29 protein-coding genes are annotated in these 21,906 nt (G+C 56.1%); 14 read left to right on the top strand and 15 right to left on the bottom strand.

Translation table 11 applies throughout. The features are described 5' to 3' along the window. Positions 1 to 11: 11 nt before the first annotated feature. Both ACEN9A_RS10440 and ACEN9A_RS10435 read right to left on the bottom strand, forming a co-directional pair. Positions 12 to 818: an ABC transporter substrate-binding protein gene (locus ACEN9A_RS10440; RefSeq protein WP_258673502.1), complete on the bottom strand. Its 807-nt coding sequence runs from the start codon at positions 816 to 818 to the stop codon at positions 12 to 14. 72 nt (positions 819 to 890) lie between these two features. Beyond that, positions 891 to 1,559, bottom strand: coding sequence for a GntR family transcriptional regulator (locus ACEN9A_RS10435; RefSeq protein WP_018930317.1), 669 nt, complete (start codon positions 1,557 to 1,559; stop codon positions 891 to 893). Positions 1,560 to 3,387: 1,828 nt separating this feature from the next. On the opposite strand from ACEN9A_RS10435, the gene ACEN9A_RS10430 reads away from it, so the two are divergent. Next, entirely contained in the window at positions 3,388 to 3,684 is a 297-nt protein-coding gene (locus ACEN9A_RS10430; protein WP_258673501.1) for a DUF7660 family protein, read from the top strand. A gap of 139 nt (positions 3,685 to 3,823) precedes the next feature. Further along, positions 3,824 to 4,141: a hypothetical protein gene (locus ACEN9A_RS10425; protein ID WP_258673500.1), complete on the top strand. Its 318-nt coding sequence runs from the start codon at positions 3,824 to 3,826 to the stop codon at positions 4,139 to 4,141. 203 nt (positions 4,142 to 4,344) lie between these two features. On the opposite strand, the gene ACEN9A_RS10420 is transcribed toward ACEN9A_RS10425, so the two are convergent. Then, positions 4,345 to 4,722: a c-type cytochrome gene (locus tag ACEN9A_RS10420; RefSeq protein WP_081626537.1), complete on the bottom strand. Its 378-nt coding sequence runs from the start codon at positions 4,720 to 4,722 to the stop codon at positions 4,345 to 4,347. 293 nt (positions 4,723 to 5,015) lie between these two features. On the opposite strand from ACEN9A_RS10420, the gene ACEN9A_RS10415 reads away from it, so the two are divergent. The 3 genes from ACEN9A_RS10415 (at position 5,016) to ACEN9A_RS10405 (ending at position 7,493) form a co-directional block, all read left to right on the top strand. Next, entirely contained in the window at positions 5,016 to 5,603 is a 588-nt protein-coding gene (locus tag ACEN9A_RS10415; RefSeq protein WP_413386866.1) for an HD domain-containing protein, read from the top strand. A gap of 154 nt (positions 5,604 to 5,757) precedes the next feature. Continuing rightward, positions 5,758 to 6,486, top strand: coding sequence for an XRE family transcriptional regulator (locus ACEN9A_RS10410; protein ID WP_064617062.1), 729 nt, complete (start codon positions 5,758 to 5,760; stop codon positions 6,484 to 6,486). 332 nt (positions 6,487 to 6,818) lie between these two features. After that, positions 6,819 to 7,493, top strand: a complete 675-nt coding sequence (locus ACEN9A_RS10405; RefSeq protein ID WP_258673498.1) for a polysaccharide lyase family 7 protein — start codon at positions 6,819 to 6,821, stop codon at positions 7,491 to 7,493. 299 nt (positions 7,494 to 7,792) lie between these two features. Here the strand turns inward: ACEN9A_RS10405 and ACEN9A_RS10400 are convergent, their stop codons facing one another. After that, on the bottom strand, positions 7,793 to 8,809 hold the full coding sequence (locus ACEN9A_RS10400) for an AraC family transcriptional regulator (RefSeq protein ID WP_258673496.1): 1,017 nt from the start codon (positions 8,807 to 8,809) through the stop codon (positions 7,793 to 7,795). 131 nt (positions 8,810 to 8,940) lie between these two features. Here ACEN9A_RS10400 and ACEN9A_RS10395 point away from each other — a divergent pair, with 131 nt between their 5' ends. The 3 genes from ACEN9A_RS10395 to ACEN9A_RS10385 are packed head-to-tail and all read left to right on the top strand — an operon-like array spanning position 8,941 to position 11,624. Then, complete coding sequence (locus tag ACEN9A_RS10395; RefSeq protein ID WP_258673494.1) at positions 8,941 to 10,125, top strand: acetyl-CoA C-acyltransferase family protein; 1,185 nt, start codon at positions 8,941 to 8,943, stop codon at positions 10,123 to 10,125. 16 nt (positions 10,126 to 10,141) lie between these two features. After that, the gene (locus ACEN9A_RS10390; protein ID WP_258673492.1) at positions 10,142 to 10,993 is read left to right on the top strand and encodes a 3-hydroxybutyryl-CoA dehydrogenase; all 852 of its coding nucleotides are present in this window, start codon (positions 10,142 to 10,144) and stop codon (positions 10,991 to 10,993) included. Beyond that, the gene (locus ACEN9A_RS10385; protein WP_258673490.1) at positions 10,980 to 11,624 is read left to right on the top strand and encodes a TetR/AcrR family transcriptional regulator; all 645 of its coding nucleotides are present in this window, start codon (positions 10,980 to 10,982) and stop codon (positions 11,622 to 11,624) included. The genes ACEN9A_RS10390 and ACEN9A_RS10385 overlap by 14 nt, the downstream gene beginning before the upstream one ends. 163 nt (positions 11,625 to 11,787) lie before the next feature. On the opposite strand, the gene ACEN9A_RS10380 is transcribed toward ACEN9A_RS10385, so the two are convergent. Together ACEN9A_RS10380 and ACEN9A_RS10375 are read right to left on the bottom strand one after the other, a co-directional pair. Next, positions 11,788 to 12,096 carry a cupredoxin domain-containing protein gene (locus ACEN9A_RS10380; protein ID WP_007941931.1) on the bottom strand — a complete coding sequence of 103 codons (309 nt, stop codon included), beginning with the start codon at positions 12,094 to 12,096 and terminating at the stop codon, positions 11,788 to 11,790. A 14-nt stretch (positions 12,097 to 12,110) separates the two neighbouring features. After that, on the bottom strand, positions 12,111 to 13,079 hold the full coding sequence (locus tag ACEN9A_RS10375; RefSeq protein ID WP_258673488.1) for a metallophosphoesterase family protein: 969 nt from the start codon (positions 13,077 to 13,079) through the stop codon (positions 12,111 to 12,113). Between the two features lie 153 nt (positions 13,080 to 13,232). Here ACEN9A_RS10375 and ACEN9A_RS10370 point away from each other — a divergent pair, with 153 nt between their 5' ends. Together ACEN9A_RS10370 and ACEN9A_RS10365 are read left to right on the top strand one after the other, a co-directional pair. Beyond that, a complete protein-coding gene (locus tag ACEN9A_RS10370; RefSeq protein WP_007941935.1) occupies positions 13,233 to 13,745 on the top strand; it encodes a sigma-70 family RNA polymerase sigma factor in 513 nt (170 codons plus the stop codon). Beyond that, on the top strand, positions 13,738 to 14,481 hold the full coding sequence (locus ACEN9A_RS10365; RefSeq protein WP_258673485.1) for an anti-sigma factor family protein: 744 nt from the start codon (positions 13,738 to 13,740) through the stop codon (positions 14,479 to 14,481). Before ACEN9A_RS10370 ends, ACEN9A_RS10365 begins: the two co-directional genes overlap by 8 nt. Positions 14,482 to 14,685: 204 nt before the next feature. On the opposite strand, the gene ACEN9A_RS10360 is transcribed toward ACEN9A_RS10365, so the two are convergent. From ACEN9A_RS10360 to ACEN9A_RS10350, 3 genes are all read right to left on the bottom strand, one after another. After that, positions 14,686 to 15,261 (bottom strand): hypothetical protein, encoded by a 576-nt coding sequence (locus tag ACEN9A_RS10360; RefSeq protein ID WP_258673481.1) that lies wholly within the window; start codon positions 15,259 to 15,261, stop codon positions 14,686 to 14,688. Between the two features lie 237 nt (positions 15,262 to 15,498). Beyond that, positions 15,499 to 15,630 (bottom strand): hypothetical protein, encoded by a 132-nt coding sequence (locus ACEN9A_RS10355; RefSeq protein ID WP_256597093.1) that lies wholly within the window; start codon positions 15,628 to 15,630, stop codon positions 15,499 to 15,501. A gap of 342 nt (positions 15,631 to 15,972) precedes the next feature. Next, entirely contained in the window at positions 15,973 to 16,167 is a 195-nt protein-coding gene (locus tag ACEN9A_RS10350; protein WP_019649233.1) for a hypothetical protein, read from the bottom strand. Positions 16,168 to 16,345: 178 nt separating this feature from the next. Between ACEN9A_RS10350 and ACEN9A_RS10345 the strand changes: the two genes are divergently transcribed. Continuing rightward, the gene (locus ACEN9A_RS10345; RefSeq protein WP_081625797.1) at positions 16,346 to 16,540 is read left to right on the top strand and encodes a hypothetical protein; all 195 of its coding nucleotides are present in this window, start codon (positions 16,346 to 16,348) and stop codon (positions 16,538 to 16,540) included. A 283-nt stretch (positions 16,541 to 16,823) separates the two neighbouring features. Here the strand turns inward: ACEN9A_RS10345 and ACEN9A_RS10340 are convergent, their stop codons facing one another. The 3 genes from ACEN9A_RS10340 to ACEN9A_RS10330 all read right to left on the bottom strand — a co-directional run bounded on the left by ACEN9A_RS10340 (position 16,824) and on the right by ACEN9A_RS10330 (position 18,830). Then, complete coding sequence (locus ACEN9A_RS10340) at positions 16,824 to 17,159, bottom strand: hypothetical protein (RefSeq protein ID WP_019649234.1); 336 nt, start codon at positions 17,157 to 17,159, stop codon at positions 16,824 to 16,826. A 107-nt stretch (positions 17,160 to 17,266) separates the two neighbouring features. Continuing rightward, the gene (locus tag ACEN9A_RS10335; RefSeq protein ID WP_018927984.1) at positions 17,267 to 17,503 is read right to left on the bottom strand and encodes a hypothetical protein; all 237 of its coding nucleotides are present in this window, start codon (positions 17,501 to 17,503) and stop codon (positions 17,267 to 17,269) included. 100 nt (positions 17,504 to 17,603) lie between these two features. Continuing rightward, on the bottom strand, positions 17,604 to 18,830 hold the full coding sequence (locus ACEN9A_RS10330) for an RtcB family protein (protein WP_258673478.1): 1,227 nt from the start codon (positions 18,828 to 18,830) through the stop codon (positions 17,604 to 17,606). Positions 18,831 to 18,921: 91 nt separating this feature from the next. Here ACEN9A_RS10330 and ACEN9A_RS10325 point away from each other — a divergent pair, with 91 nt between their 5' ends. Both ACEN9A_RS10325 and osmE read left to right on the top strand, forming a co-directional pair. Continuing rightward, positions 18,922 to 19,161, top strand: coding sequence for a hypothetical protein (locus ACEN9A_RS10325; protein ID WP_258673473.1), 240 nt, complete (start codon positions 18,922 to 18,924; stop codon positions 19,159 to 19,161). Between the two features lie 11 nt (positions 19,162 to 19,172). Next, positions 19,173 to 19,532: an osmotically-inducible lipoprotein OsmE gene (osmE, locus tag ACEN9A_RS10320; protein ID WP_258673470.1), complete on the top strand. Its 360-nt coding sequence runs from the start codon at positions 19,173 to 19,175 to the stop codon at positions 19,530 to 19,532. A 52-nt stretch (positions 19,533 to 19,584) separates the two neighbouring features. Here the strand turns inward: osmE and ACEN9A_RS10315 are convergent, their stop codons facing one another. Beyond that, positions 19,585 to 19,788: a hypothetical protein gene (locus tag ACEN9A_RS10315; RefSeq protein WP_007941550.1), complete on the bottom strand. Its 204-nt coding sequence runs from the start codon at positions 19,786 to 19,788 to the stop codon at positions 19,585 to 19,587. Positions 19,789 to 20,010: 222 nt separating this feature from the next. Between ACEN9A_RS10315 and ACEN9A_RS10310 the strand changes: the two genes are divergently transcribed. Next, positions 20,011 to 20,373, top strand: coding sequence for an NUDIX hydrolase (locus ACEN9A_RS10310; RefSeq protein ID WP_258673469.1), 363 nt, complete (start codon positions 20,011 to 20,013; stop codon positions 20,371 to 20,373). 3 nt (positions 20,374 to 20,376) lie between these two features. Here ACEN9A_RS10310 and ACEN9A_RS10305 read toward each other — a convergent pair whose 3' ends face one another. Together ACEN9A_RS10305 and ACEN9A_RS10300 are read right to left on the bottom strand one after the other, a co-directional pair. Continuing rightward, positions 20,377 to 21,075, bottom strand: coding sequence for an alpha/beta hydrolase (locus ACEN9A_RS10305; RefSeq protein WP_258673466.1), 699 nt, complete (start codon positions 21,073 to 21,075; stop codon positions 20,377 to 20,379). A gap of 40 nt (positions 21,076 to 21,115) precedes the next feature. Then, positions 21,116 to 21,889 (bottom strand): 1,6-dihydroxycyclohexa-2,4-diene-1-carboxylate dehydrogenase, encoded by a 774-nt coding sequence (locus ACEN9A_RS10300; RefSeq protein ID WP_019649239.1) that lies wholly within the window; start codon positions 21,887 to 21,889, stop codon positions 21,116 to 21,118. Positions 21,890 to 21,906: the final 17 nt, after the last annotated feature.

Raw genomic sequence — 21,906 nt, 5'->3', positions numbered from 1 at the left:
GAGCGCTCGCCTCAGTCGAGTGTGTCGCTGGAAACATGCCATTTGCTCAACAACTGCACATAACTGCCGTCACTGCGCATGTCACTGATGATCTGCTGTACTGCGGTGGTGAGCTGGGAATCATCCTTGCGGGTCCCTAAACCCGTGAGAATCCGGCTGAAGGCTGGCACCCCCTCCTCGAATAAATCAGGCGCCATTGCGGCGTAGTAACCTGCTGTTTCTACGGTGGTGCCGTAAGCGTCCACCTGACTGATACGCAGCGCCTGGAAGGCGTCAGTATCACTGTTGTAAACCACCAGTTTCATCGGTGTCTTGCCAGCCTTGGTGAGCTTTTCATTCTCGGCGTCCAACAAGGTTTTGATCGTGGAGCCATTGAGCACTGCCACCTTGTGCCCAGACAGTCCATCCAGGGTTTTGATCCCCTTGGGATTGCCTTTGGGAACGACCACTGACTGGCTGGAATACATGTAGTTGACGATGTCGATCACTTCCCGGCGTTCGGGCTTGTCGAACAGCTGATCGACGATCATGTCGCACTGCTGGGCGAGCAATGCCGGCAGCAACCCGGAGAATGGAATGACCCGCCATTGCACCGATTTGTCTCCCAGGCGCTTGGCGATTTCCAGCCCCAGATCGACAGTCAGGCCCCTGGGTTTTTGCGCCTCATCGAAAGACACCAAGGGTGGCGAGTCCATGCCCGAGCAATACGTGAGTTTTTCGGCCTTTTGCAGTCGTTCCGGCACTTGGGGCGTGGCGAACGCCCACTGTGCGCAGAGTCCCAGGGATACAGCAGCAAGCAACACACGGCGTTTATGCATGACCAGACACTCCAGTTGTTTAGTAACGGGGCAGTACTCAAAGTCAACACACGGTCGGGCTCGAGCCCGATTCTATTTTTCCGATTGCAGGAACTGAATCAGCGCCGGCACTGTGCCCTCGATGTGCTGACGCACCACCGACTCGGCCTGGTCGGCATCACCTGAGCGAATGGCATCAAGGATCACCGCGTGTTCCTGGCGGGCACTCAAGGGCTTTTCACCGTGTTGCAGCCACAGGCGCATGGGCGCCTCGATCAGCGAGTACAGGGCCGAGATTTGCTTCATCAAACGCGGACGGCCGCTGAGGCTGCACAGGTATTCATGGAAAGCCCGATGACGGCTGACCCATTCCGCGCTTTCGTCGCGGTAGTCATCCATCTCGTCCAGCATGCGTTCCAGAGCCGCCAGCTGACGCTCACCGATCTTGGCCACGGCGACGCGGATGGCCAGGCCCTCGAGGGCACTGCGCATCTCGAAGACTTCGTGCAGTTCGTCGATGTTCAGGCCGCTGACTATCGCCCCGCGGTTAGGCCGCAAGGTCACCAGGCCTTGAGCATCGAGGCGTCGGAAGGCTTCGCGCACCGGCATGCGGCTCATGCCGATCTCAGTGGCGATGTCCTCGGCGATCAACCGGTCGCCTTTGCGGTAACGGCCGCCACAGATCGCTTCCAGCAGAAAGTTGTAAGCCTCCTCCTCGGCGGTCAGGGGCTGACGCTCAATGTAAGCGGGAGCGAATTGCATAAAGTCACCTTTTGCAGTTTTGTATCCAATTATCCATGGATTCAAAAAAGCAGAAACCGTGCCAGACTGTGTAGCACTGCTTCAAGCGCTTAATTGGAAAGGAGTTTCGACTCAAGAGACGCTGATCTATAGATCAGCGTGGTACTCACCGTGTGCTACGAAATGGCCCAGTGCGCCCCAAATGGGTGAAAAATGGTACCCAGGTAACAAATCATTTCGCCGAATGCACCCAAAGCCCTTGGCGCGTTCTCTGAGTAATTGCACAGACTTGCCCACCCATTTACATTCGGCCTGACCAGTCATTTGCAACCGATTTGACCAGCACGTTTCGCGGACATGACCGGCAGAGAATGGCCCAAAGCTGACCCCTCAGGATTTCGTACTCTCAGACCCCATCCGCGAATTTGCACACCACTGACGACATATTGGTACGTCTGGAGAGGGGCATGACCACCACGCAAAAACTGACTCAAACAAGCTATGTGCATTGTCAGATTAACCAAAGGTTATGGTTTGTCATGAAATGAAAAAGCGCTGTCGCCAAATGAAAGGCTGGCGCGCGCCCTGCCTATAAACTCCTCCTCAAGCCTGCGCAGCAAGCCCAGGGCTCTCACGGGCACGAAATATCTATGGAGAAATCTGCGCATTTCCCACGAATGGAGAAGAGACAATGAGTGAGCGGTCGATCCAGCCACGGCTGATCGATACATCCTACGATTACCTGCTTCAACGTTGAATCTGGACAATTAAGAGTTTTATTAGTAAGCGCTTAATGTCCAGCCTACAAATATATTACTGAAAGCCCACGACCTACCGTGCACTCACCTTAATAAAACTCACCCTTAAAAACACGCCCCTAGAACTACATTGCGGAAGACAAAAATAAGTAATGTTTTTGCGATTTGTTTTTTGTTGCACTCATGAATCTTATAATCAGAAACCATGACAAAATTTGCAGAGATATCACTTCAACACCCTCAACGTTGGAAGCTTGATATAAATAATCGAATCTTATTCGACGACGCCATTCAAATACACTTAACAAATATTGAGGGCATCATTGTAAAAAACATGCTCCTCAAGGAGGAGCGCGTAATCAGTAGAGCAGAGCTAATTAGTAGTATTGGGAGAGATCCTGAGCGCTATCGCGGCCTGGAGATGAGTTTGAGTAGACTGCAAATAAAATTCAAGAAAAACGCTGGAGGAAGGCATCTCTTTCGCGCAGTCAGAAATCGCGGCTACTGCCTCACTCAAGCCATACATATTAATGGGGAGCCGTCTCGGGAATTTACGTGAGGTAAGCGGCAATACACCCCTCGCATGGTCATATGGCTGATGATGACTAACGAACGTATGAATTTAGGGGTGGCCGTGGGCGCAGCGTTCAAGATGAGTGAGTTCACTTTTTACGATTGACCTTGCGCTTTGATACTGGTGTAGCGGCGTTAAAAAACTGTCGCATAACTTCTAAGTTATGCGACGACTCACTCGGGCTTGACAGTAAAGGCTTTGTGATATCACGCAAGTCTGCCGCAGGTTCTCAATTATCTGCGACATGAAATGTGATAGATGTGACATTGAGAATGTTGGAATGTTAATCCGATATGCTCGTCCCCCACTCCAGGCAAAAATCTGGAGCCGCAGCAAGGCCTGCTGGCGAGTTTGTATCTGTCACGGTTGATCGGAAATGGCCGTTTTCAGCCGGCCGCGACCGACTGAAAACGCCCCAAAGCGGACGCTGGCAATGGTAGAGGTTGACTGTCCATCTAACTGCATAGCAGCATGCCGGCCAGCACTCTTTCGCTAATCCGCCGATGCAAGGATGCCTATGTCTGTAGATCTTTATGAGTTGTTGGAAAGCGTAAACGATGAGCAATCGTTCATCGGGTTTATCGAGGCGCTTGGTTCTGATTTTTCCAATGAGCGTGTGTTGAAGAAGACGACGCCATCATCCCCCTATGGACCCGGTGCCTTGGGGTGGGAAAATGGGTCTGTAGATACGTTTCTTGATGCAGCGGCTGCTTGGGCGAGCGCCAGTAGCAGGAGCTCTCTATCGAATGCTCCGGTATCAAACGTATGGCTGCGTTGCGCGACCATATTGTTGGCTGGCAAGTTTTATGAGTGAGCGCCAGCCCGCTCTACCTTCAGAGTGAATCGAAAAACTCATTCAGTCCGCTTTTGGTCGTTGGCAGTCGATCTCGATGGGCCGCAATCGACCAGAGGCATGCTGACCGCAAGTTATCTTAATCGAAGGAGCGTTTTTAGTGAGCGGCCATAACCACGACTTGAGAACCGACTTCATAGAGGCGCTCAAGGAAATCACCGCGCTGATGTCCATTGCATACGAACAAACCGGCCCAGTACCGGATGACCATGCGTTAGCTCAGGCAGGTTTAGAGAATGGTGGTGAAATCGTTCTCGATTATGTCGATCACAACGAGGCTGGAATAGCGTTCGAACACCTGCTTTACATGATTAATGAGCCACCGCTTATTGTTTCTGAAGAATGCACAAAGATATTGGCCCGAATCGCGAAGACCCTGGAGATGCCGTTTACAGGGGACGAAAGCAGCCGCCTATGAAGGGCCGCTATTGGCCGTTACTTGCCTGTCACGACCGCAGCCGACTGCTGCTTGATGCGAAGAGCCACCCGAGCTTGTATTAATCGGAGATTGTTCATTATCGATGTGCCCGCGCGAGGTCGACTGACTCACCGGCATTGCCCCACAAGCCCTAAAACCTGAAATGGCATTTAAATTTCTGTGCCTGCCTCTCATCTCTAAAATCATCGATTCTTTGAAATCACACCACCCATGTATTCATTTAAATCGCGTAGATCTTTAATCCTCCAAGCGTACGGCGATAGCTTTACACCATTCTCTCGCAACGTTCTTGGAATCAAGTCTCCATTTGGACGAAGTATTATCGATGATACAATTACGCCCGGATAATCATTTAATCGCTTTTTGAAAGCGGATGTTGTTAGATCAGGCGTAGGAGGATTGCTTTTATTAGCCAATGGTCCTGTTGCTTTAAGATCTACTCCGTGGCACATGCTGCATCGCTGTAAATAGAGATTTTTTCCATTAACATTATCCGCGAAGGATAGTGATGCTTGAATTAGCGATGCAATTCCTAGCGAAGCGATGAATAACACTTTCATTGTTTCTATCTTCCTTGATGGGATCAGCGCCGACTGGAGGCGATTTGGTGCGCAGGAAAGATATCAGCCATCGTGTCCGCACGCACCGTCATTTCTGATGCCCATTGAATCAACTCCTTTTCCAGGCGCATCCCGCCGACCGCTTCTGGCCGTTCTCTGCCGTACATGGTTGCAAAGCATGCTGCTCGAATCCAATGCAATCGGTAGTCAGAACGAATGCAAATGACTGGTCAGGTCGATGCAAACGGGTGTTCAAGTGGAGTGCAATTTCGCATTCTCCACTGGGCGCCTTTATGCAAGGCATCCAAGCCTATAAAGTAGCCCCTCCAAACAAGGAGGATGGAACAGTGCTCACCAAAATTGAGCTGCTGGACGAACTGCTTCAGCGCTATGCCGGAAACCTCGGCAATGACTTCACCGGATACCGAAATCATGTGTACCGAGTCATCAACTTTTGTTGCTCGCTCAGTACGCTGGACGCTGTGAATCTAGAAAAGATAGTTTTGGCCGGGGTATTTCATGATCTTGGTATATGGACGGCCAAGACGTTTGATTATTTGCCCCCCTCAGAGCAATTGGCAGAAGACTACCTTCAGGAAATCGACAAGCTGGATTGGGCGCAAGAAATTATCTTGATCATTCGCAACCACCATAAAATAACTCGGTCCCATCGCGATCCACAGAACCTAGCAGAGGTATTTCGCAAAGCCGATTGGGTCGACGTCTCCCGTGGTGCGGTTACTTTTGGACTCTCACGACAGAAGCGACGTGAGATATTCTCGGCCTTTCCTGATGCAGGATTTCACATTCGCTTAGTCCAGCTTTCGCTCAAACGACTGCTAACGAACCCACTGAGCCCACTGCCAATGATGCGGCTCTGAATTTAGTGAGCCCACCCAGGCTGTGGTGATCACAATGCTTCCAGACATTGAGCGCTTTTTTTGGGGGGGGGCGCCCATACAGGAACACCCATACCACATAAATAATAGGAATACCGACTTGCAAGAGTATGGGAGCGCCCGTAATACTTCGCGGATGGAATTTAAAGAAAGACTCAAAATCGCCCGTCGCCATGCCGGTCTAAACCAGACCGAGCTTGCCGAGCGCGCCGGCCTCACGCAGACATCAATTTCCGACCTTGAGCGCGGCAAATCGAAGGCGACAGCCTTTGCTGCTCAGATTGCTTCGGTCTGTGGTGTCTCCCCTATGTGGCTCGCTGAAGGCAGTGGCGACATGCTCAAAGGTGTTGCAGTAACCGCTGAGCGCACTCAACCAAACGTGGCAATGTCAGACATTGAGACATGGGATGACGAAACCCCGCTCGATGACGACGAGGTTTACGTGCCATTTCTCCAGGAAGTGGAGTTAGCAGCGGGCTCCGGCCGATTCGCGATTGCCGAAAGCGCCAGCGCCAGGCTGCGCTTCTTCAAGAAAGACCTTCGCCACAACAACGTTCAGTTCAGCAACGCGAAGTGCGTGGCGGTGAGCGGCAACAGCATGCTGCCGGTGCTGCGCGACGGTGCCACAGTTGGCGTGAATGTCGGCAAGAATACATTGAGCGATATCGTCGACGGCGAGATGTACGCAATCAACCACCACGGCCAGCTAAGGGTCAAGCAGGTGTACCGCACACCCACCGGAATTCGCCTGCGAAGCTTTAACCGAGACGAGCATCCGGACGAGGACTACACGTTCCAGCAAATCCAGGAGCAGCAGATTTCGATTCTGGGGCATGTGTTCTGGTGGGCGATGTATTCGCGTTGAAGGGCTGAGTTGGCTCCAACGGTTGCAGCCTTGGCAGAACAGATACACGCTCTGCTGGACGCCACTCCTCGATGCCTGGACGAGCTTGAGGCGTTCGTCGTACTGCGCGTGGCTGCACTCCCAAGAAGAATTTCAGCGCATCCAATCTCACCAAATACAGACCCCCTCTCACCATAAGAATGTGGGAGCGGCTGAATTATGGGAATACCCATTGACACAAATTACGGGAATACCTATATTTCAATTCAAGCCAACGCATCACAGGCCCAGCAGCACCAAACGTAAGGCTCAACTGAGCAAAGGGTGACATCAAATGAAATAGGGAAATGACCATGACCGTAGACATCAGCAACTACACAATCGCTACACCGCTTCCAATCTCCGACACCAACCCGATCGCGCTCGAATTGATCGGCTGGCGGGCACTGCTTGAATGCCCGGAAGTTGTTTCGATGCTTCCAGATGGCTCGCTGCAAATGACGGCGCCGACGCTCGGTGCTTCGAGCAAGAGCACCCTGCGGACGCGCTGCGAGTGGAAAGAGCCAGGCTATTGGTTGTTCGCCAGCGCTGCTGACCACTGGAACCGACAAGAAATGCGAGTCACGAAGGTCAACTCGCTGCAGAAGGTTGTGATCAGCCAGATTCATGTTCAGGGTTCGGAAAGGCCACCTGTAAAAGTGTTTTGGAACAAAGGCCGAATCACGATGGGATTTCGGTCGAGCTATCTCCAGGAAGACCCGGTGAACACGACGATTCTGGAAGACGTGCCACTCGGTGCACTTTTCAAAATCAACATTCACGCCAATTCGAGCGGCGCTGTATCCGTCTCGGCGAGCTGTAATGGCGTCAAATCCACCTCTGCAATCATGCACCTCGACAACACCTGGGACACGAAAACTCTCGCCTTCCACGGCGGCGTGTACAACCAGATCGATTACTCCGACACCACTGACCCGCAAGACGGTTCGGTCTGCATCATCAGCGACCTTTCCATCACCCACCTCTGAAATCGCGTATTTCGTGCGAGCATGACAACCAGCGTCACGTCAGCCTGACGATAACTGCCCGCCCCTCTCAATGAGAGCGCATCGGAGTGTGATCTGTAGCAAAGCAGGCACCTGACCGGTAATCAGACCAGCCACTGAGTACGCCGGGCAGAGACCGGCGCAGGCAGAGCCAGAGGTGACGACCTCGCGCAGATCACCCCGATGCGTACGGCACGGATGAGTGCAGCCGAGTAGATATCCGAGCGCAATGCTCAACACATCTCGAACTAAACAGACCACAAAAAGACTTCCCGGATGGGTCAATCATTACGACCTTGAAACCGCAAACGGTATTGCCCCGGGCTCTCCCCCGTCCATTTTTTGAAGGCACGGTGAAACGCACTCGGCTCCTGAAACCCCAACTGTTCGGCAATATCGCTGATGTTCGCCTTACTCTGGCGCAACCGTTCAAACGCCACCCCGCGCCGCACCTCATCCTTGATTTCCTGATACGAACAGCCTTCACGTCCCAGTTTCCGGCGAAAGGTACTGGGGCTCAGATGCTGTTCCAGGGCGAAGTCCTGCAAGGTCGGCCATTCGCTGTAATGGCTATGGCGCAGGCGCTGATGAACCTGCGATGCCAGCCCATGCTGGTTGCGGAAGCGGATCACCAGCCATTGCGGTGCGGTGCGCAAAAACACTTTCAGCGAGGCAAGGTCCTGAACCACCGGCAGCCGCAAGTAGTGACTGGCGAACTCGATTTCGGTGTGTTCGGTACCAAAGGTCAGGTTGGGGCCCCAGAGCAAGGCGTCATCACGCAGCGACAAACGCTGATGACGAAAGTCCGCACGATCGATGGGAATTCGCCGCCCGCCCAGCCAACACAGCAGACTGATCATCAACACCAGAAACGTTTCTTCGCCCAGCCGGCTGATCTCGCTGTTCTGCGAGCGGGTCTGCAAGCTGATGACCGCACGCTTGCCACGCACACTCAACGTGCCGCGAAAATCACGCAGGAACAAGGCGAAATTGGCCAGGCACTGACGCATGGCTTTTTCCAGCGTCGGCTCCTGAATCAATGCCCGACAGATCAAGGCAAAACTGCCCGGCGGCATACCATGGGAGTCCAACTGGAAAAATTCGTCGTTCAACTCACGAATCTGCGCCAGCCACAACGCGGCGAAAGCCGTGGCCGGCACCCGTGCTGTCGGCTGATCCATCAGTGCCGGATCAATTCCCACCTGTTCAAGGAGTGACCGCAGACGCTGCGGCTTCTCACGCAACGCATGGATCATGGGATACATGAAGTAAACCGCCACCGAATCCGTTTCCCGCATTTGAATGCCTCTCTCGTTACATCTGAACATGGCAAAAAACGCCATCACCCTTGAACAGTTTTGGCATAGGCCCGTGGCGCTGCTGATTCTAGACTTGTGACCAACAAAAAAGACCTGTTCAGAGAGCCAACATGAACCATTCCGATATTTTTGTAGTGAGCGCTGTCCGCTCTGCCATCGGCAGCTTTGGCGGTTCACTCAAGGATGTGCCGCCTATTCAGTTGGCAACCGACGTTTGCCGCGCCGCTATCGAACGATCAGGCCTGGCGCCCGAACACATCGGTCATGCGGTGATGGGGCATGTGATCCCGACCGAGGCACGCGATGCCTACATCTCCCGGGTTGTAGCGATGAATGCCGGTCTGACGAAAGAAACCCCAGCCTTCAACGTCAACCGCCTTTGCGGTTCGGGTTTACAGGCGATTGTCAGCGCCGCGCAAAGTCTGATGCTGGGGGATGCGGGCGCTGCGCTGGCCGGTGGCGTCGAGTCCATGAGCCGAGGCGCGTACCTGTTGCCGCAAGCGCGCTGGGGCGCACGAATGGGCGACATGCAGGCCGTCGACTACATGCTTGGCGCACTGCAAGACCCGTTTGCCGGTTTCCACATGGGGATCACCGCTGAAAATATCGCCGAGCACTATGGCATCACACGTCAGGTCCAGGATGAATTGGCGCTTCTCAGCCAGCAGCGTGCTGCCCGGGCAATTGCCGAAGGGCGTTTTTCCGGGCAAATCGTGCCGATTGAAATAGCGACCCGCAAAGGGACGGTTTCGTTTGCGACGGATGAGCATGTAAGGGCCGAGGTCAGTTCCGAACAATTGAGCGGCATGAAACCCGCCTTCAAAAAGGACGGTACCGTCACCGCCGGCAACGCGTCTGGTCTCAATGATGGTGCCGGCGCACTGATCATGGCCACCGGTCAAACTGTTCAGGAACAGGGTCTCAAGCCCATGGCTCGACTGGTGGGTTACGCCCACGCAGGCGTTGAGCCCTCAATGATGGGGCTGGGACCGATTCCCGCCACCCGTTTGGTGCTCAAGCGTGCCGGCCTGACCGTTGCCGACCTTGACGTGATCGAGTCCAACGAAGCCTTCGCCGCCCAGGCCTGTGCCGTAGCGCAAGAGCTGGGCTTCGATCCGCAGAAGGTCAACCCCAACGGTTCGGGCATCTCGCTGGGCCATCCGGTGGGCGCCACTGGCGCGATCATCGCCACCAAAGCCATTCATGAACTGCATCGCTGTCAGGGCCGTTATGCCCTGGCGACCATGTGCATCGGTGGTGGCCAAGGCATCGCCGTGTTGTTCGAACGGGTTTGATCACAAGGACATACGCATGAACCTACAGAACATTGGCGTTATCGGCGCCGGCACCATGGGCAATGGCATCGCGCAAGTCTGCGCCCTGGCCGGCTTCAACGTGACCTTGATCGACATTTCCGAGAGCGCTCTGCAAAAGGCAATCGCGACCGTCGATAAAAATCTCGATCGCCAGATCGCCAAAGACACGCTCACGCTTGAGCAAAAGCTCGCTGCCCTCGACAAGATTCGCACCAGCACCGATTACAGCAGCCTGTTGAACGCGCAACTGGTGATCGAAGCCGCCACCGAAAACCTCGATCTGAAACTGCACGTGTTGCAACAGATCGCCGCGCAGGTCAGCGCCGAGTGCGTGATCGCTTCCAACACGTCGTCGCTGTCCATCACCCAACTCGCCGCCAGCGTGAGCCGGCCTGAGCGCTTCATCGGCCTGCACTTTTTCAACCCGGTGCCGGTGATGGGCCTGATCGAAGTGATTCGTGGCCTGCAAACCAGCGATGCCACCCACGCCCTGGCGTTGGACATGGCAAAGACCCTCGGCAAGACCGCGATCACCGCGGGCAACCGTCCGGGCTTCGTGGTCAACCGGATTCTGGTGCCGATGATCAATGAAGCGATCCTGGTGTTTCAGGAAGGCCTGGCCAGCGCCGAAGACATCGACGCCGGCATGCGCCTGGGTTGCAATCAGCCGATCGGGCCACTGGCTCTGGCGGATCTGATCGGTCTGGACACAGTGCTGGCCATTCTTGAAGCCTTTTACGACGGCTTCAATGACAGCAAATATCGCCCTGCACCGCTGCTCAAGGAAATGGTCGCCGCTGGTTACCTGGGGCGCAAAACGGGACGTGGCTTCCATGCCTATGCCTGAGCGTTGCTCACGGTTTGCCGAGTACCGGGACAAGGTGCTGGAGCTGTTTGCCAGCAAGGGTTTCGGTCAGGTCGGCATGCGTGAGCTGGCGACGAGCCTGGGGCTCACTCCAGGCTCGTTGTATCACCATTACCCCAGCAAACAGCACTTGCTGCTCGACTTGATCGAGGAGTTCTACGAGGAGCTGTTGGCAACCTTGGGGCGCATTGAGCAACAGGCGCCGGCAAAACGCGACAGGCTCAACAGCCTGATCCGCGCCCACCTGAATCTGCACCAGGAAATGCCCTGGCATTTTCGACTGGCGGAGCGCGACAGCGGCTGCCTGAACGAGGAGCAGCAGGAACAGGTCCGCCACTTGCGCGAGCAATACGAATGCAAATTGCTGCTGATGCTCGGAGCCAAACCCCGCGTGAGCGAACCGGCGCAACGGGCCGCGGGTCGAGCCATTGCAGCCTTGCTCAACAGCGCGCCCAGTTGGCTGATGCAACATTCGCTGGATGAACAAGAGCGCGATAATTTGATGGAAAACATGGTGAGTGGCGCCATCGAGCGATTATTGGCGCCAAAGACGCGTAATTGGGTGACGACTGCCAACGCGGGCGACAGTACGAAGCAGCCAACGACGAAATAACAAGCCTGAGCGGCGCTTCCTCGAACTGCGTCATCAGCAGATTCCGTACGACAAAGCCCCGATTATTCGGGGCTTTGTCATTTCTGGGGATACCTGCTGAGTGAGCCGGCAGACGTCGGAACAGTCGAAGGCTGCGGTCTTTAAACCTTCCAGCGCCCTTTGTTTACTGGGTGACTACAATCTTCCCGATCATCTGCGGGTGCAGCGCACAAAAATACTCGAACTCTCCCGGCGTATTGAACACCCAGGAAAAACTGTCATTCGTATCCAGCGCCCCCGAGCGAAACACCTTGTGGGTTTCTGCCACCGTGTGCGGAATCTGGTCGTCATTCACCCACGTCACTTTGGTGCCCACGGCCACGGTCAAATCCTTGGGTGCAAACATGAACTCCTTGATATCGATCTTCACCTCCTGAGCCCACGCCGGCATCGACAGCATCAGGCACACCACCGCCAACAGTCGCGTTTTCATCTGACCGCCCTCCCCTAGACCAGTGTCGAATCAATCAGCGCCAGCGGATGATCGCCCTGTGTCGCTCGCACATCGGTGATCCCCAGATAATTGCGCAATTGATCGGCGGCCACCGTCATCGGCCCCGGTGCCGGCGCCGCACCCGGTGCAGGTTGTGGGTAAGCCGTGCCACGGGCGGTGTGGAAGGTGATGTTGCCTTCAACCTTCTGGATGACCTGATGGATGTGCCCGTTCAATACCGTCACTGAACCGTACTTGCGCAGCATCGCAATCGCCTGATCACCATCCTCGGTGCCCCAGCCCCACGGCTGATAAATCGTCCACAGCGGAATGTGGGTAAACACGACGATGGGTGTACTGGTCTTCACTGCCCGCAAATCATCGGCCAGCCAGGTCAGTTGATCGGCACCAAGGGTGGCTTCGTGACCGGCCTGGAAGTTAAAGACGTTTACCAGTGCGATGAAATGCACGCCGTGGTCATCGAAGCTGTACCAGCCGTTGCCTTTGGTGCCCTTGCCGTATCGCTCCAGGTAAAGCTTGCCGCCGCCCTCGTCGAGGGTGTCGTGTTCACCTGGCACGTAATGCACGGTGGACGGCAGGCCCTTGAGCAACTGTGCCGCAGTGTCGAACTCCTCAGGCTTGGACAGGTGCGTGATGTCGCCGGTATGCAGAATCAGCGACGGTGGTTTTGGCAGCGCGATGACCTTGTCGATCGCCACCTGTAACGTCTTGGCCGGCTCCGGGTTGGCTTCCTTGTTGAAGCCGATGTGCGAGTCGCTGATTTGCACGAAGTGAAACGTGCTGGCCAGTGCCTTGGGGTCGGCGACGTTGCCTGCCTCATCCAGCGCAAAGGCCCGGGGAATGCCGCCGCTCAGGGCCCAGATGACTCCTGCCCCAGCCCACGCCGAGCACTTGAGCAGCGTTCGGCGGTCAGGGTTCAGCAAGTCGTCGGTGCGCACTGGTGGGATTGATTGAATGTCCATCGGTATGTCCTCGCAAGCGGACTACAGTGATGTAGCTGACACGAGGTAAACCTTGCGGGACGAGTGTTTATTCCGCGTTGGAAAACAAATTCTTTTCAGGGAATAAAAGACCACGCATCACGGTTATAGGGGTGTGACAGTGCGGAAGCCACTATGAAGCGATTTGAGGACCTGATTGCGCCCCATCTGGACGCCGCTTACAACCTCGCGCGCTGGCTCACTGGCAACGACGCCGCCGCACGCGATGTCGTGCAGGAAAGTGCCCTGCGCGCCTTCAGGTTTTTGCAGCGTTTCGCCGATGGCAACGCCAAGGCCTGGTTTCTGACCATCGTGCGCAACGAAAGCTACACCTGGCTCAAAGCCTCGGCCGGGCGCCATTGGGTTGCTTTCGATGACGACATTGGCGATGACGAAGGGGCACTGAGCCATAGCCAGACCCCGGAATTGCTGGCTATTCACACGGAAAACGCGGCGCTGATCCAGCAGGCGCTGTGCGCCCTGCCGCCAGTGTTTCGTGAGGTGATTGTGCTGAAAGAACTCGAAGACATGCCTTACAAGGACATCGCTTTGGTGGTCGATATCCCCATCGGCACCGTCATGTCGAGACTGGCCCGGGGGCGCGCGATGCTCAAGCTCGAACTACTGAAGTTGCACGATCATGAATGAACTCGACTGCACGGTTTGCCAGACACGGCTGCATGGTTATCTGGATCACGAACTCGATCCTGCGACGACTGCGGATGTGGCTGCGCATCTGGCCGCATGCACCGAGTGCGCGCGGCTGCATGATGAAGTGAAACTGCTGAAGGTCAGTGTGAAGCGCCAGGCGCCGTATTACCCGGCGCCGGCATCGTTAGCGGCCAGCGTGTTTGCCGCAGGTGCTCCCGCGACTCGCGCCGTCGAGCGCTGGCAGAAATGGTTCGCACCGACGTTTTCCGCGGCCGCGCTGGCCTTGGCGGCAGTGCTTTATGTGATGACGCCGGGCAGCGAGCAACCGCTGATGGACGAGGCTGTCTCCAGCCATGTCCGCTCGTTGATGGGCGAGCATCTGAACGATGTGGTGTCCTCCGACCGCCACACCGTGAAGCCCTGGTTCACCGGTAAACTCGACTTCTCGCCGCCGGTATTCGATTACTCGGCGCAGGGATTTCCATTACTGGGCGGGCGGCTGGATTATCTGCAACACCAGACCACGGCAGCCCTGAGTTACGGGAGGGCCAAGCACATCATCAATGTGTTTATCCTGCCCGTGCCGGAGGCAGACAAGCCGCGGCAGACCCAGACGATTCGTGGCTTTAACGTGGTGTCCTGGCAAGTCAACCACATGCGCTTCGTGCTGGTTTCCGATGTGGAAAAAAGTGAACTGGAGGCGTTCAGCCAGTTGCTCAGGGACGGTGCCTGAAGGGAGCACGGTTTCGCGTGCGCCGTCATTCTCTCTGTCGAGAACAATCAAAAATGGGTGCTCGCCCAACCAAGGCCTAGCACTCCGTGCCTGGTAAAGAGCCGAAGCTGGGTGAGCGGTGAGAACTCTATCCAGAGTTGCGCCCTGTGTCCCGAACACAATTCTGAATAAACCTGAACAGCCTGCGTCCGGCATAATCAGGTTTTACTCACTCCCAGTGCGCGACCACTCATCATCCATGGCGCCCGCTGTGCTGGCGACTATCCACGCCACTGCACAAGCCACTAACGAAAACGCGGCAAAAGCACCCATCACATGCAAGTAAGGCAGTACGTGATTCCACGCTCGAGCCACCCCCAGGAATGCGGCAAATAACCAGCCACTCATAGAGAGAGCGCCCAACAGTGCAAGGCGAGTCCGGGCGCAGCTGCGTAAGAAAACAAAGGGAGCCTTCTGCAGCAGCGGAAAACCGATCCGATGCAACAAAGCGCCGTTGAGGCTAAGCAGCGCGACAACACTCACCTTGGCCCAGAGCTTTTGATTGAGCAGATACGCGGTTCCTTCATAGAGGTAACCCTGGAGCACCAGCAGCAAACCACTTCCCCAAAGAGCCAATAGCGCGAGCGTGACAATTTTTTGAGTCTCGTCGAGATACTCGCGTTGCACCTGGCTCAACACATCCTTGCGCCAGCTCCATAGCTTTTGATCTGCCTGCAGCACCCTCCCCAGAGCAATACAGGTGGCAATCAGATGACCGTACACGAGTAGCATTTTGAGCATTACCTGGACCTTATTTTTATGTGGGCAATGCACTCCCTCGCACCCTTGATTTGAAACTAAATGATACAGATTCATATTTGTATCAACAAGTTAACCGCTCGCCCACCCATCCGGAACCGCCTGCTCTCCCCCCAGGTTTTTCCGTATTGCGCTGTTCCGTGAGCAACGCCGGATACGAAAACGCCGCTCAATGAGCGGCGCTGGAGAATCCCGGTTCGCAACAATGACGAGCGGAATCTAATCCGAAGTCAGCGGCTGCCTGGAGCGACTCGGCGCGATGGCCGACTTCTCCCCGGTGTCGCGATGCAACAAGGCAACGTTGTAGTCATAGCGGGATATCAGCGGCACCGGCTCGTCATTGCGGGACATCTTGAGCCATTGTCTTGTGCGCTCGATGTCAAAGGATTCGTTCCTGCTCTTCATCTTTTTAATAAGGTTGGCCGAGACCCTGAAGCGTCCACATCCAGCCGAGCATGCAACTTCTGACCAGTCTTCAGCCACATGAACAGTGTTAGAGACAGCGTGACAAATTAAGCACTTCATGTTCGATCTCCGTATCCATGAATTACCAACTGTAGACGATCCACGAACAAAGAACTCAGCGCCCAAAAAAACCGGATCAGTCCATCGCGCCACCCAGTGACAGCCTGGCCAGGTGACCTGTCAAAGGGGCGAGAAGTGAAGAGCCCGGCGCAATGGCCGGGCTCCGTTTTATCTTCTGTTTTCAAGCATCTTGTCGGCGAGCGCTTTGGCCCTTTGGATCAGCAGTTTTTGCCTGTCTTCGTGGGTGGTTTCTCCTACCACCGGTGCCGTCAGATGGCTTTCGGCAATCAGCGCAGCACAGAAATATTGGTCCCAAACAGTGCTTTGCTCCGACGCCTGTCTAATCGTTTGGTCGGCGATCATATGCGGCTCCTTTTGATGAGGTAGCCTTTTCAGTTTACGCCCGAATCACCAACAACCTACGTTGCGCAGGACAGTCGGCACTGCCAATCGCTGGCGACAAATCGTTTCCTCGACTAGGATTTTTATCGCACAGGACTTCGCCCACTGTGTTGTCGGGCGACTCACAAGGGAGAGATAGATGACGCCTACTCGTATTACCGAGCAAACCTATCGTGGCTGGTCCAGCCCCATCTTGCTTGAACTCAAGGAGAGAGAACATCAACTGGATCCTTCGGCACGCCAGGCCCTGCGAAATGTCCTGGTCGAGAGAAGGCTTATAAACACTGGCAATCCTTCTGGCAGTGATCGGCGCAAGGCTGATCCGGCCGGGTAACAACTGGTTTTAGCAATAGCGCTTACCCACCTCATCACCGACGCTGCTGGCGCTCTGCCAGCAGCGTGCTTGCAAGCCATCCCTAAATGCCAGACAAAAAAAAAGCCCAGGCAGCTGATGGACGCCTGGGCTTTAAAAATGCATAAACCGTGGTGGTGAACGCGGGGCAATATTACCCAATCAATTGATCTGTAACAAGATATTTTGACTCACCATCCAGTTACTAAATCTCGTAACTCATTAAATATCCACACTATTTTTGAGTCATCTACTGAAGACGCCGTTACAGACAATCCCGGACAGCCTGGCGCAGCGCTCCTGACTTGGCCCATGGCGGTCCTTGGTAAAGCGATACCCGGCTGCCATCCTTCGACTTCACGATATCCAGAATCTCGTCAGCTGTGATGACGCTCGGTGCAGTAATCCGGTAGCCATTGGAAATCGCGGTTTGCGTCGTTCCCGCAATCTCCTGACGCCACAACGGCAATACACACCCGGCATATTCCTTGGGCGCCTTATCGCTGTATTTGCTGACATTGGGCTCACCGGGCACCAGGGATGCGGGCAATGAACAGCCCGCCAACGCAGCCACCGTTACTCCCGCTATCAACATCCGCATGATGCTTCTCTATCCTGAAAAATGGGAAATGTAGCCTGTACGTGGGCAGACATCCAACAAACGCGGGGGTTACGCCGCTCTAAAGGAGCTTTCTTATACAGAGGCTTCTATACAGAGGCCTCTCCCTGCCCCGGATCGACCCCCGAGCCGGAATCGGTATACGAACTCGCATTCAGATACTTCATCCACCGCTCGTACGCTTCATGCTGCCATTTCGTGACCCGTTCCCATTCCGGCCCACTGAGCTGATGGGCTGAAATCAACTTCATCATTTCCGTGGTGGCCGCATCCAGGTCCGCGATCAGTTCATGCGCATGGTGTCTGAAATCATCAGTCGCCGTCATTTGAGATACCTCGCCCCAGCGAATAGATCGCTATCTCAATACGACAGCAGAGCTGTTCGCTCCCGTTGATTTTCCCGACCAGTGGAAGCACCTTCCATCCTTAGCCCTTCACGCACACCACCTGCCGCAAGGTGTGGAGCACTTCCACCAGATCACGCTGGGCATACATGACTTTGTCGATGTCCTTGTAGGCCATCGGAATCTCGTCGATAACCGCAGCGTCCTTACGGCATTCCACATGAGCGGTCGCGCGGATCTGGTCGGCGACGGTGAAGGTGTTTTTGGCTTTGGTACGGCTCATGGTGCGACCGGCGCCGTGGCTGCAGGAACAGAACGATTGCTCGTTGCCGAGGCCGCGAACGATGAAGCTTTTGGCCCCCATGGAGCCGGGAATGATCCCCAGTTCGCCCTTCTGCGCCGAGACCGCGCCCTTGCGAGTGACCAGGATGTCCTCACCGAAGTGCCGCTCTTTCTGTACGTAATTGTGGTGGCAGTTCACGGCCTCCAGCGCGACCTCGAAGGGTTTGCGGATCACTTGCCGCGCCGCGTGAATCACCGCTTGCATCATCAAGGCACGGTTCTGCCGAGCAAAGTCCTGAGCCCAGCCCACCGCTTCGACGTAGTCATCGAAGTGCCGGCTGCCCTCCTTGAAGTAAGCCAGGTCGCGGTCCGGCAGGTTGGCGATGTGCTCGCGCATGTCAGCCTGGGCCAATTGAATGAACAGGGTACCGATGGCATTGCCCACGCCGCGAGAACCGCTGTGCAGCATGAACCAGACACGATCGGCCTCGTCCAGGCATACCTCGATGAAGTGGTTACCGGTACCGAGGGTGCCCAAATGGTGGCGGTTGTTGGTGCTGGCGAGTTTCGGGTACTTGTCGATGATCGCCTTGAACCGAGGGTTCAGCGCCGCCCAGGCCTGATCGGCCTGCTGTGGAACGCGCTCCCAGGCGCCTTCGTCACGGCGACCACGGCTCAATGTACGGCCATGGGGTACGGCCTTTTCAATGGCAGTGCGCAGACCGTGCAAGTTGTCCGGCAAATCGGCAGCGCTCAGCGAGGTGCGCGCGGCAATCATGCCGCAGCCGATGTCCACGCCCACGGCCGCCGGAATGATCGCGCCCACGGTGGGGATCACGCTGCCGATGGTGGAACCTTTGCCCAGGTGCACGTCCGGCATCACCGCCAGGTGCTTGAAGATGAACGGCATCTTCGCGGTATTGATCAGTTGCTGCCGGGCTTCGCTTTCAACCGGCACGCCTTCGGTCCAGAGTTTGATGGGCTTGCCGTTGGCGACTTCCAGCAGTTGGTAGGCAGGTTGTTGCATGATTTCGACTCTCTTTGGATCAGACGAACATAACGCTCCATTGAGGTAAATGGGATTACTATTTCGTAGCGGGGAATTGCAGGAGGTCATCATGTGGCTTAACGAATATGAACAGCAACTTCGGCGTGACCTGCAAGGTGTGGCGTCGGATCTGAGGTGGTCGGCGGTAGAGCTTTTGCGCATCGCAGAGCAGTTGCGCCTGGCCGGCAATGATGCGGACGCAGAGGCAACGCTAAGGCTGTGCGCGCTGTTCCAGGGCGATGAAGAGCGGCTGGCGGGCTATGCTGAAGAGGTGAAAGCAAAAACCATCACTCGAACGAAAGCTCACTAGAGAGCGCTGCCATGAACAAGCCTCTATGCGCGCTGATCGCCGTGCTGGCGGCGGCAGGTGGCTGCAACACCGAATCACAAATTTACCGGGACCAGCCGCTGGTCGCCAAGGTCGAAGCCGGCATGACCAAGGATCAGGTCGAGCAGATTGGCGGCAAACCGCTATCGATAACAGACCGCACGGTGGAACCTGGCACCTGCTTTGATTACAAGCTGACCCAGGCCGGCCATCAGCAGCCGTACAACGTCAGCTTCGACGGCAGGGGCCAGGTCGACCATAAAAGTTTCATGACGTGCGCGGAATGGAGTCGTGTCCAACAAAAAGCCAGAGAGCATTCCCCCTCAACGGGCGGGATGGGCGGCGGTTACTGACCCACGATCTTACAGCGCAAAAAAGCCCCGGCATGCCGGGGCTTCAGGCGCACTATTTGTCTGATTTGTGGCTACGCGACGATCTGCCCGAGCGGGCTCTGTAGGCAGGAAGTGCAGCCGCATAGGCCAGTGCTTCCTCTCGGCTGCCAAAGGATCCAAGCCGGTCACCTTTGGTGCACACCCGCCACGGGCCACTGTTCACGCTGAGTACGTCATAGCCGTTCATGTGCATTTTGGTCAGCATCGGAACGCTCATTAGTCACCTCCATTTCGGCAGTGATAGTCCAGGGTCCACTCAGTTACCTTACACCCGACTTTCACTGAAGTGCCGACCAGACGTCGCGTCAGGATTCCGGCAGTTAAATGCACTTTCAACCGCCCTGTCGACTCTAACCCTTGAAGCAGACACGTCTGCGGATTGCGGTCTGAATATTGCATTTTTATGACTGCTTTATGACAACCGGCAGTCAGGTAATCCATGAAAGTACGCGCAACCGTCATTTGCGAGCAGGACCGGCACATTCTCCTGGTGCGCAAACCCAGGGGGCGCTGGACCCTGCCGGGCGGAAAAATCGAGCCCGGCGAAACCATCGCGGGCGCGGCCACAAGAGAGCTCTATGAAGAAACCGGGCTTGGGGTCGACGGCCTGCTGTACTTGATGGAGCTGGACACGGCCAGCACCCGCCACCATGTCTACGAAGCGTCGGTCGTAAACCTGGCGGAGGCTCGGCCACGGAATGAAATCTTCGACTGCATCTGGTACCCGCTGGACGCCGTCCAGAACCTGAACACCAGCGACGCCACGCTCAGAATCGTCAGAGCATTTCAGCGTCGCTTGTAAGTCCTAGGCTTTGGCCAAAGCAGTCGCGGCCTTATCGATGAACCCGGCAATCTCGGCCGGCATCGAGGCCAGCGACGCATGGCTGGCATTCAGGGTCAGAATCTCCCGGGCGTTCAGCCGCGTCGCCATCCATTGCTGGTTTTGCGGCGCGATCATCCGGTCGAAGGCAGAAACCTGATACCACGACGGTTTGTTCTTCCACGCCACCGTGTTGATGGTGTCGCCAAAAGTGCTGGCCAACGGTGCTTTCTGGGTGATGCCCATGACCAACCCGTCGATGGCCGGCAGATCCTGACAGAAGCTTTCGTGGTAAAGCTCAGGCTTCACCCACAAATAGCCATCGCTGTCGGGGGCCAGGTTCGCGGCCGCTGCCGGTGGGTGCTGCTGGGTAATGCTGCCGGGGCTTTCACCGACGTCCGGGGCAAACGCGGCGATGTACACCAGCCCCACGACGTTCGGTTGATCGCCGGCCTCGGTAATCACCGCACCGCCATAGGAATGCCCCACCAGCAGCACCGGCCCCGGTACCTGAGCGACCATTTTGCGGGTTCGCTCGGCGTCGTCGGCCAGGGAGGTCAACGGTATTTCAACCGCGCGGATGTTGGTGTAGCCCTTGTGGATCAGTTGCGCGATAACCTTGTTCCAGTGGGCGGCACCGCCCCAAAAACCATGGACCAGGACAATGGTGGGTTTATCGCTCATCAGGATGACTCCCGTTCATGGAGGGTGTGTTGCGAGCCTGTCAGCCCAAATCGCCGCCACCGACCGGCATGACCATGCCGGTGATGTAGGAGGCTTCTTCACTGGCCAGAAACAGGATAGCGCTTGCTTGCTCATCCAGCGTGCCGTAGCGCTTCATCAAACTGCTGTCGAGGGTCTGGTCGACGATCTGCTGATACCACAGCTTTTCCTGAGCGCTTTGTTCCGCGGTGTTGCGCGGAATCAGCCGCGGCGGCGCTTCGGTGCCACCGGGAGCGGTCGCGTTGACCCGTACCCCACGGCCGGCGGTTTCGAACGCCAGGCACGCGGTCAACGCGTTGACCCCACCCTTCGCCGCACCGTAAGGCACGCGATTGACGCTGCGGGTGGCGATGGATGAAACGTTGACGATAGCGCCGTTGCCTTGCTCAAGCATGAACGGCAGCGCGGCATGGCAACACCACAGCGTCGGGAACAATGAACGGCGCACTTCGGCTTCGATCTGCGACTCTTCATAGTGCTCGAAAGGCTTGGCCCAGATCGTGCCGCCGACATTGTTGACCAACACATCGAGACGCCCGAAGCGCTCGACGGCGGTGCGCATCACGCGGCTGCATTCGCTGTATTGCTCAAGGTCGGCGGTCAGGGCGAGCACCTGGCTGTCCCGCCCCAGTTCTTTCTGCAACTCGAACACCAGATCGGAGCGGTCGACCAGAATCAACCGCGCACCTTCGGCGGCCATGCGTTCCGCCACACGCCGGCCGATGCCTTGGGCGGCACCGGTAATCAGCGCGATTTTTTCGTGGAATCTATTCATGTATCTCTCCCACAACA

The sequence above is a fragment of the Pseudomonas sp. Pseusp18 genome (genome assembly GCF_059506005.1).
This window is presented reverse-complemented; position numbering and strand designations above follow the sequence as displayed.

Excerpts from the sequence above, each read along its gene's own strand:
- ACEN9A_RS10440 (WP_258673502.1), bottom strand. The coding sequence starts at position 818 with ATGCATAAACGCCGTGTGTTGCTTGCTGCTGTATCCCTGGGACTCTGC.
- ACEN9A_RS10435 (WP_018930317.1), bottom strand. The coding sequence starts at position 1,559 with ATGCAATTCGCTCCCGCTTACATTGAGCGTCAGCCCCTGACCGCCGAG.
- ACEN9A_RS10430 (WP_258673501.1), top strand. The coding sequence starts at position 3,388 with ATGTCTGTAGATCTTTATGAGTTGTTGGAAAGCGTAAACGATGAGCAA.
- ACEN9A_RS10420 (WP_081626537.1), bottom strand. The coding sequence starts at position 4,722 with ATGAAAGTGTTATTCATCGCTTCGCTAGGAATTGCATCGCTAATTCAA.
- ACEN9A_RS10415 (WP_413386866.1), top strand. The coding sequence starts at position 5,016 with ATGCAAGGCATCCAAGCCTATAAAGTAGCCCCTCCAAACAAGGAGGAT.
- ACEN9A_RS10410 (WP_064617062.1), top strand. The coding sequence starts at position 5,758 with ATGGAATTTAAAGAAAGACTCAAAATCGCCCGTCGCCATGCCGGTCTA.
- ACEN9A_RS10405 (WP_258673498.1), top strand. The coding sequence starts at position 6,819 with ATGACCGTAGACATCAGCAACTACACAATCGCTACACCGCTTCCAATC.
- ACEN9A_RS10400 (WP_258673496.1), bottom strand. The coding sequence starts at position 8,809 with ATGCGGGAAACGGATTCGGTGGCGGTTTACTTCATGTATCCCATGATC.
- ACEN9A_RS10395 (WP_258673494.1), top strand. The coding sequence starts at position 8,941 with ATGAACCATTCCGATATTTTTGTAGTGAGCGCTGTCCGCTCTGCCATC.
- ACEN9A_RS10390 (WP_258673492.1), top strand. The coding sequence starts at position 10,142 with ATGAACCTACAGAACATTGGCGTTATCGGCGCCGGCACCATGGGCAAT.
- ACEN9A_RS10385 (WP_258673490.1), top strand. The coding sequence starts at position 10,980 with ATGCCTATGCCTGAGCGTTGCTCACGGTTTGCCGAGTACCGGGACAAG.
- ACEN9A_RS10380 (WP_007941931.1), bottom strand. The coding sequence starts at position 12,096 with ATGAAAACGCGACTGTTGGCGGTGGTGTGCCTGATGCTGTCGATGCCG.
- ACEN9A_RS10375 (WP_258673488.1), bottom strand. The coding sequence starts at position 13,079 with ATGGACATTCAATCAATCCCACCAGTGCGCACCGACGACTTGCTGAAC.
- ACEN9A_RS10370 (WP_007941935.1), top strand. The coding sequence starts at position 13,233 with ATGAAGCGATTTGAGGACCTGATTGCGCCCCATCTGGACGCCGCTTAC.
- ACEN9A_RS10365 (WP_258673485.1), top strand. The coding sequence starts at position 13,738 with ATGAATGAACTCGACTGCACGGTTTGCCAGACACGGCTGCATGGTTAT.
- ACEN9A_RS10360 (WP_258673481.1), bottom strand. The coding sequence starts at position 15,261 with ATGCTCAAAATGCTACTCGTGTACGGTCATCTGATTGCCACCTGTATT.
- ACEN9A_RS10355 (WP_256597093.1), bottom strand. The coding sequence starts at position 15,630 with ATGTCCCGCAATGACGAGCCGGTGCCGCTGATATCCCGCTATGACTAC.
- ACEN9A_RS10350 (WP_019649233.1), bottom strand. The coding sequence starts at position 16,167 with ATGATCGCCGACCAAACGATTAGACAGGCGTCGGAGCAAAGCACTGTT.
- ACEN9A_RS10345 (WP_081625797.1), top strand. The coding sequence starts at position 16,346 with ATGACGCCTACTCGTATTACCGAGCAAACCTATCGTGGCTGGTCCAGC.
- ACEN9A_RS10340 (WP_019649234.1), bottom strand. The coding sequence starts at position 17,159 with ATGCGGATGTTGATAGCGGGAGTAACGGTGGCTGCGTTGGCGGGCTGT.
- ACEN9A_RS10335 (WP_018927984.1), bottom strand. The coding sequence starts at position 17,503 with ATGACGGCGACTGATGATTTCAGACACCATGCGCATGAACTGATCGCG.
- ACEN9A_RS10330 (WP_258673478.1), bottom strand. The coding sequence starts at position 18,830 with ATGCAACAACCTGCCTACCAACTGCTGGAAGTCGCCAACGGCAAGCCC.
- ACEN9A_RS10325 (WP_258673473.1), top strand. The coding sequence starts at position 18,922 with ATGTGGCTTAACGAATATGAACAGCAACTTCGGCGTGACCTGCAAGGT.
- osmE (WP_258673470.1), top strand. The coding sequence starts at position 19,173 with ATGAACAAGCCTCTATGCGCGCTGATCGCCGTGCTGGCGGCGGCAGGT.
- ACEN9A_RS10315 (WP_007941550.1), bottom strand. The coding sequence starts at position 19,788 with ATGAGCGTTCCGATGCTGACCAAAATGCACATGAACGGCTATGACGTA.
- ACEN9A_RS10310 (WP_258673469.1), top strand. The coding sequence starts at position 20,011 with ATGAAAGTACGCGCAACCGTCATTTGCGAGCAGGACCGGCACATTCTC.
- ACEN9A_RS10305 (WP_258673466.1), bottom strand. The coding sequence starts at position 21,075 with ATGAGCGATAAACCCACCATTGTCCTGGTCCATGGTTTTTGGGGCGGT.
- ACEN9A_RS10300 (WP_019649239.1), bottom strand. The coding sequence starts at position 21,889 with ATGAATAGATTCCACGAAAAAATCGCGCTGATTACCGGTGCCGCCCAA.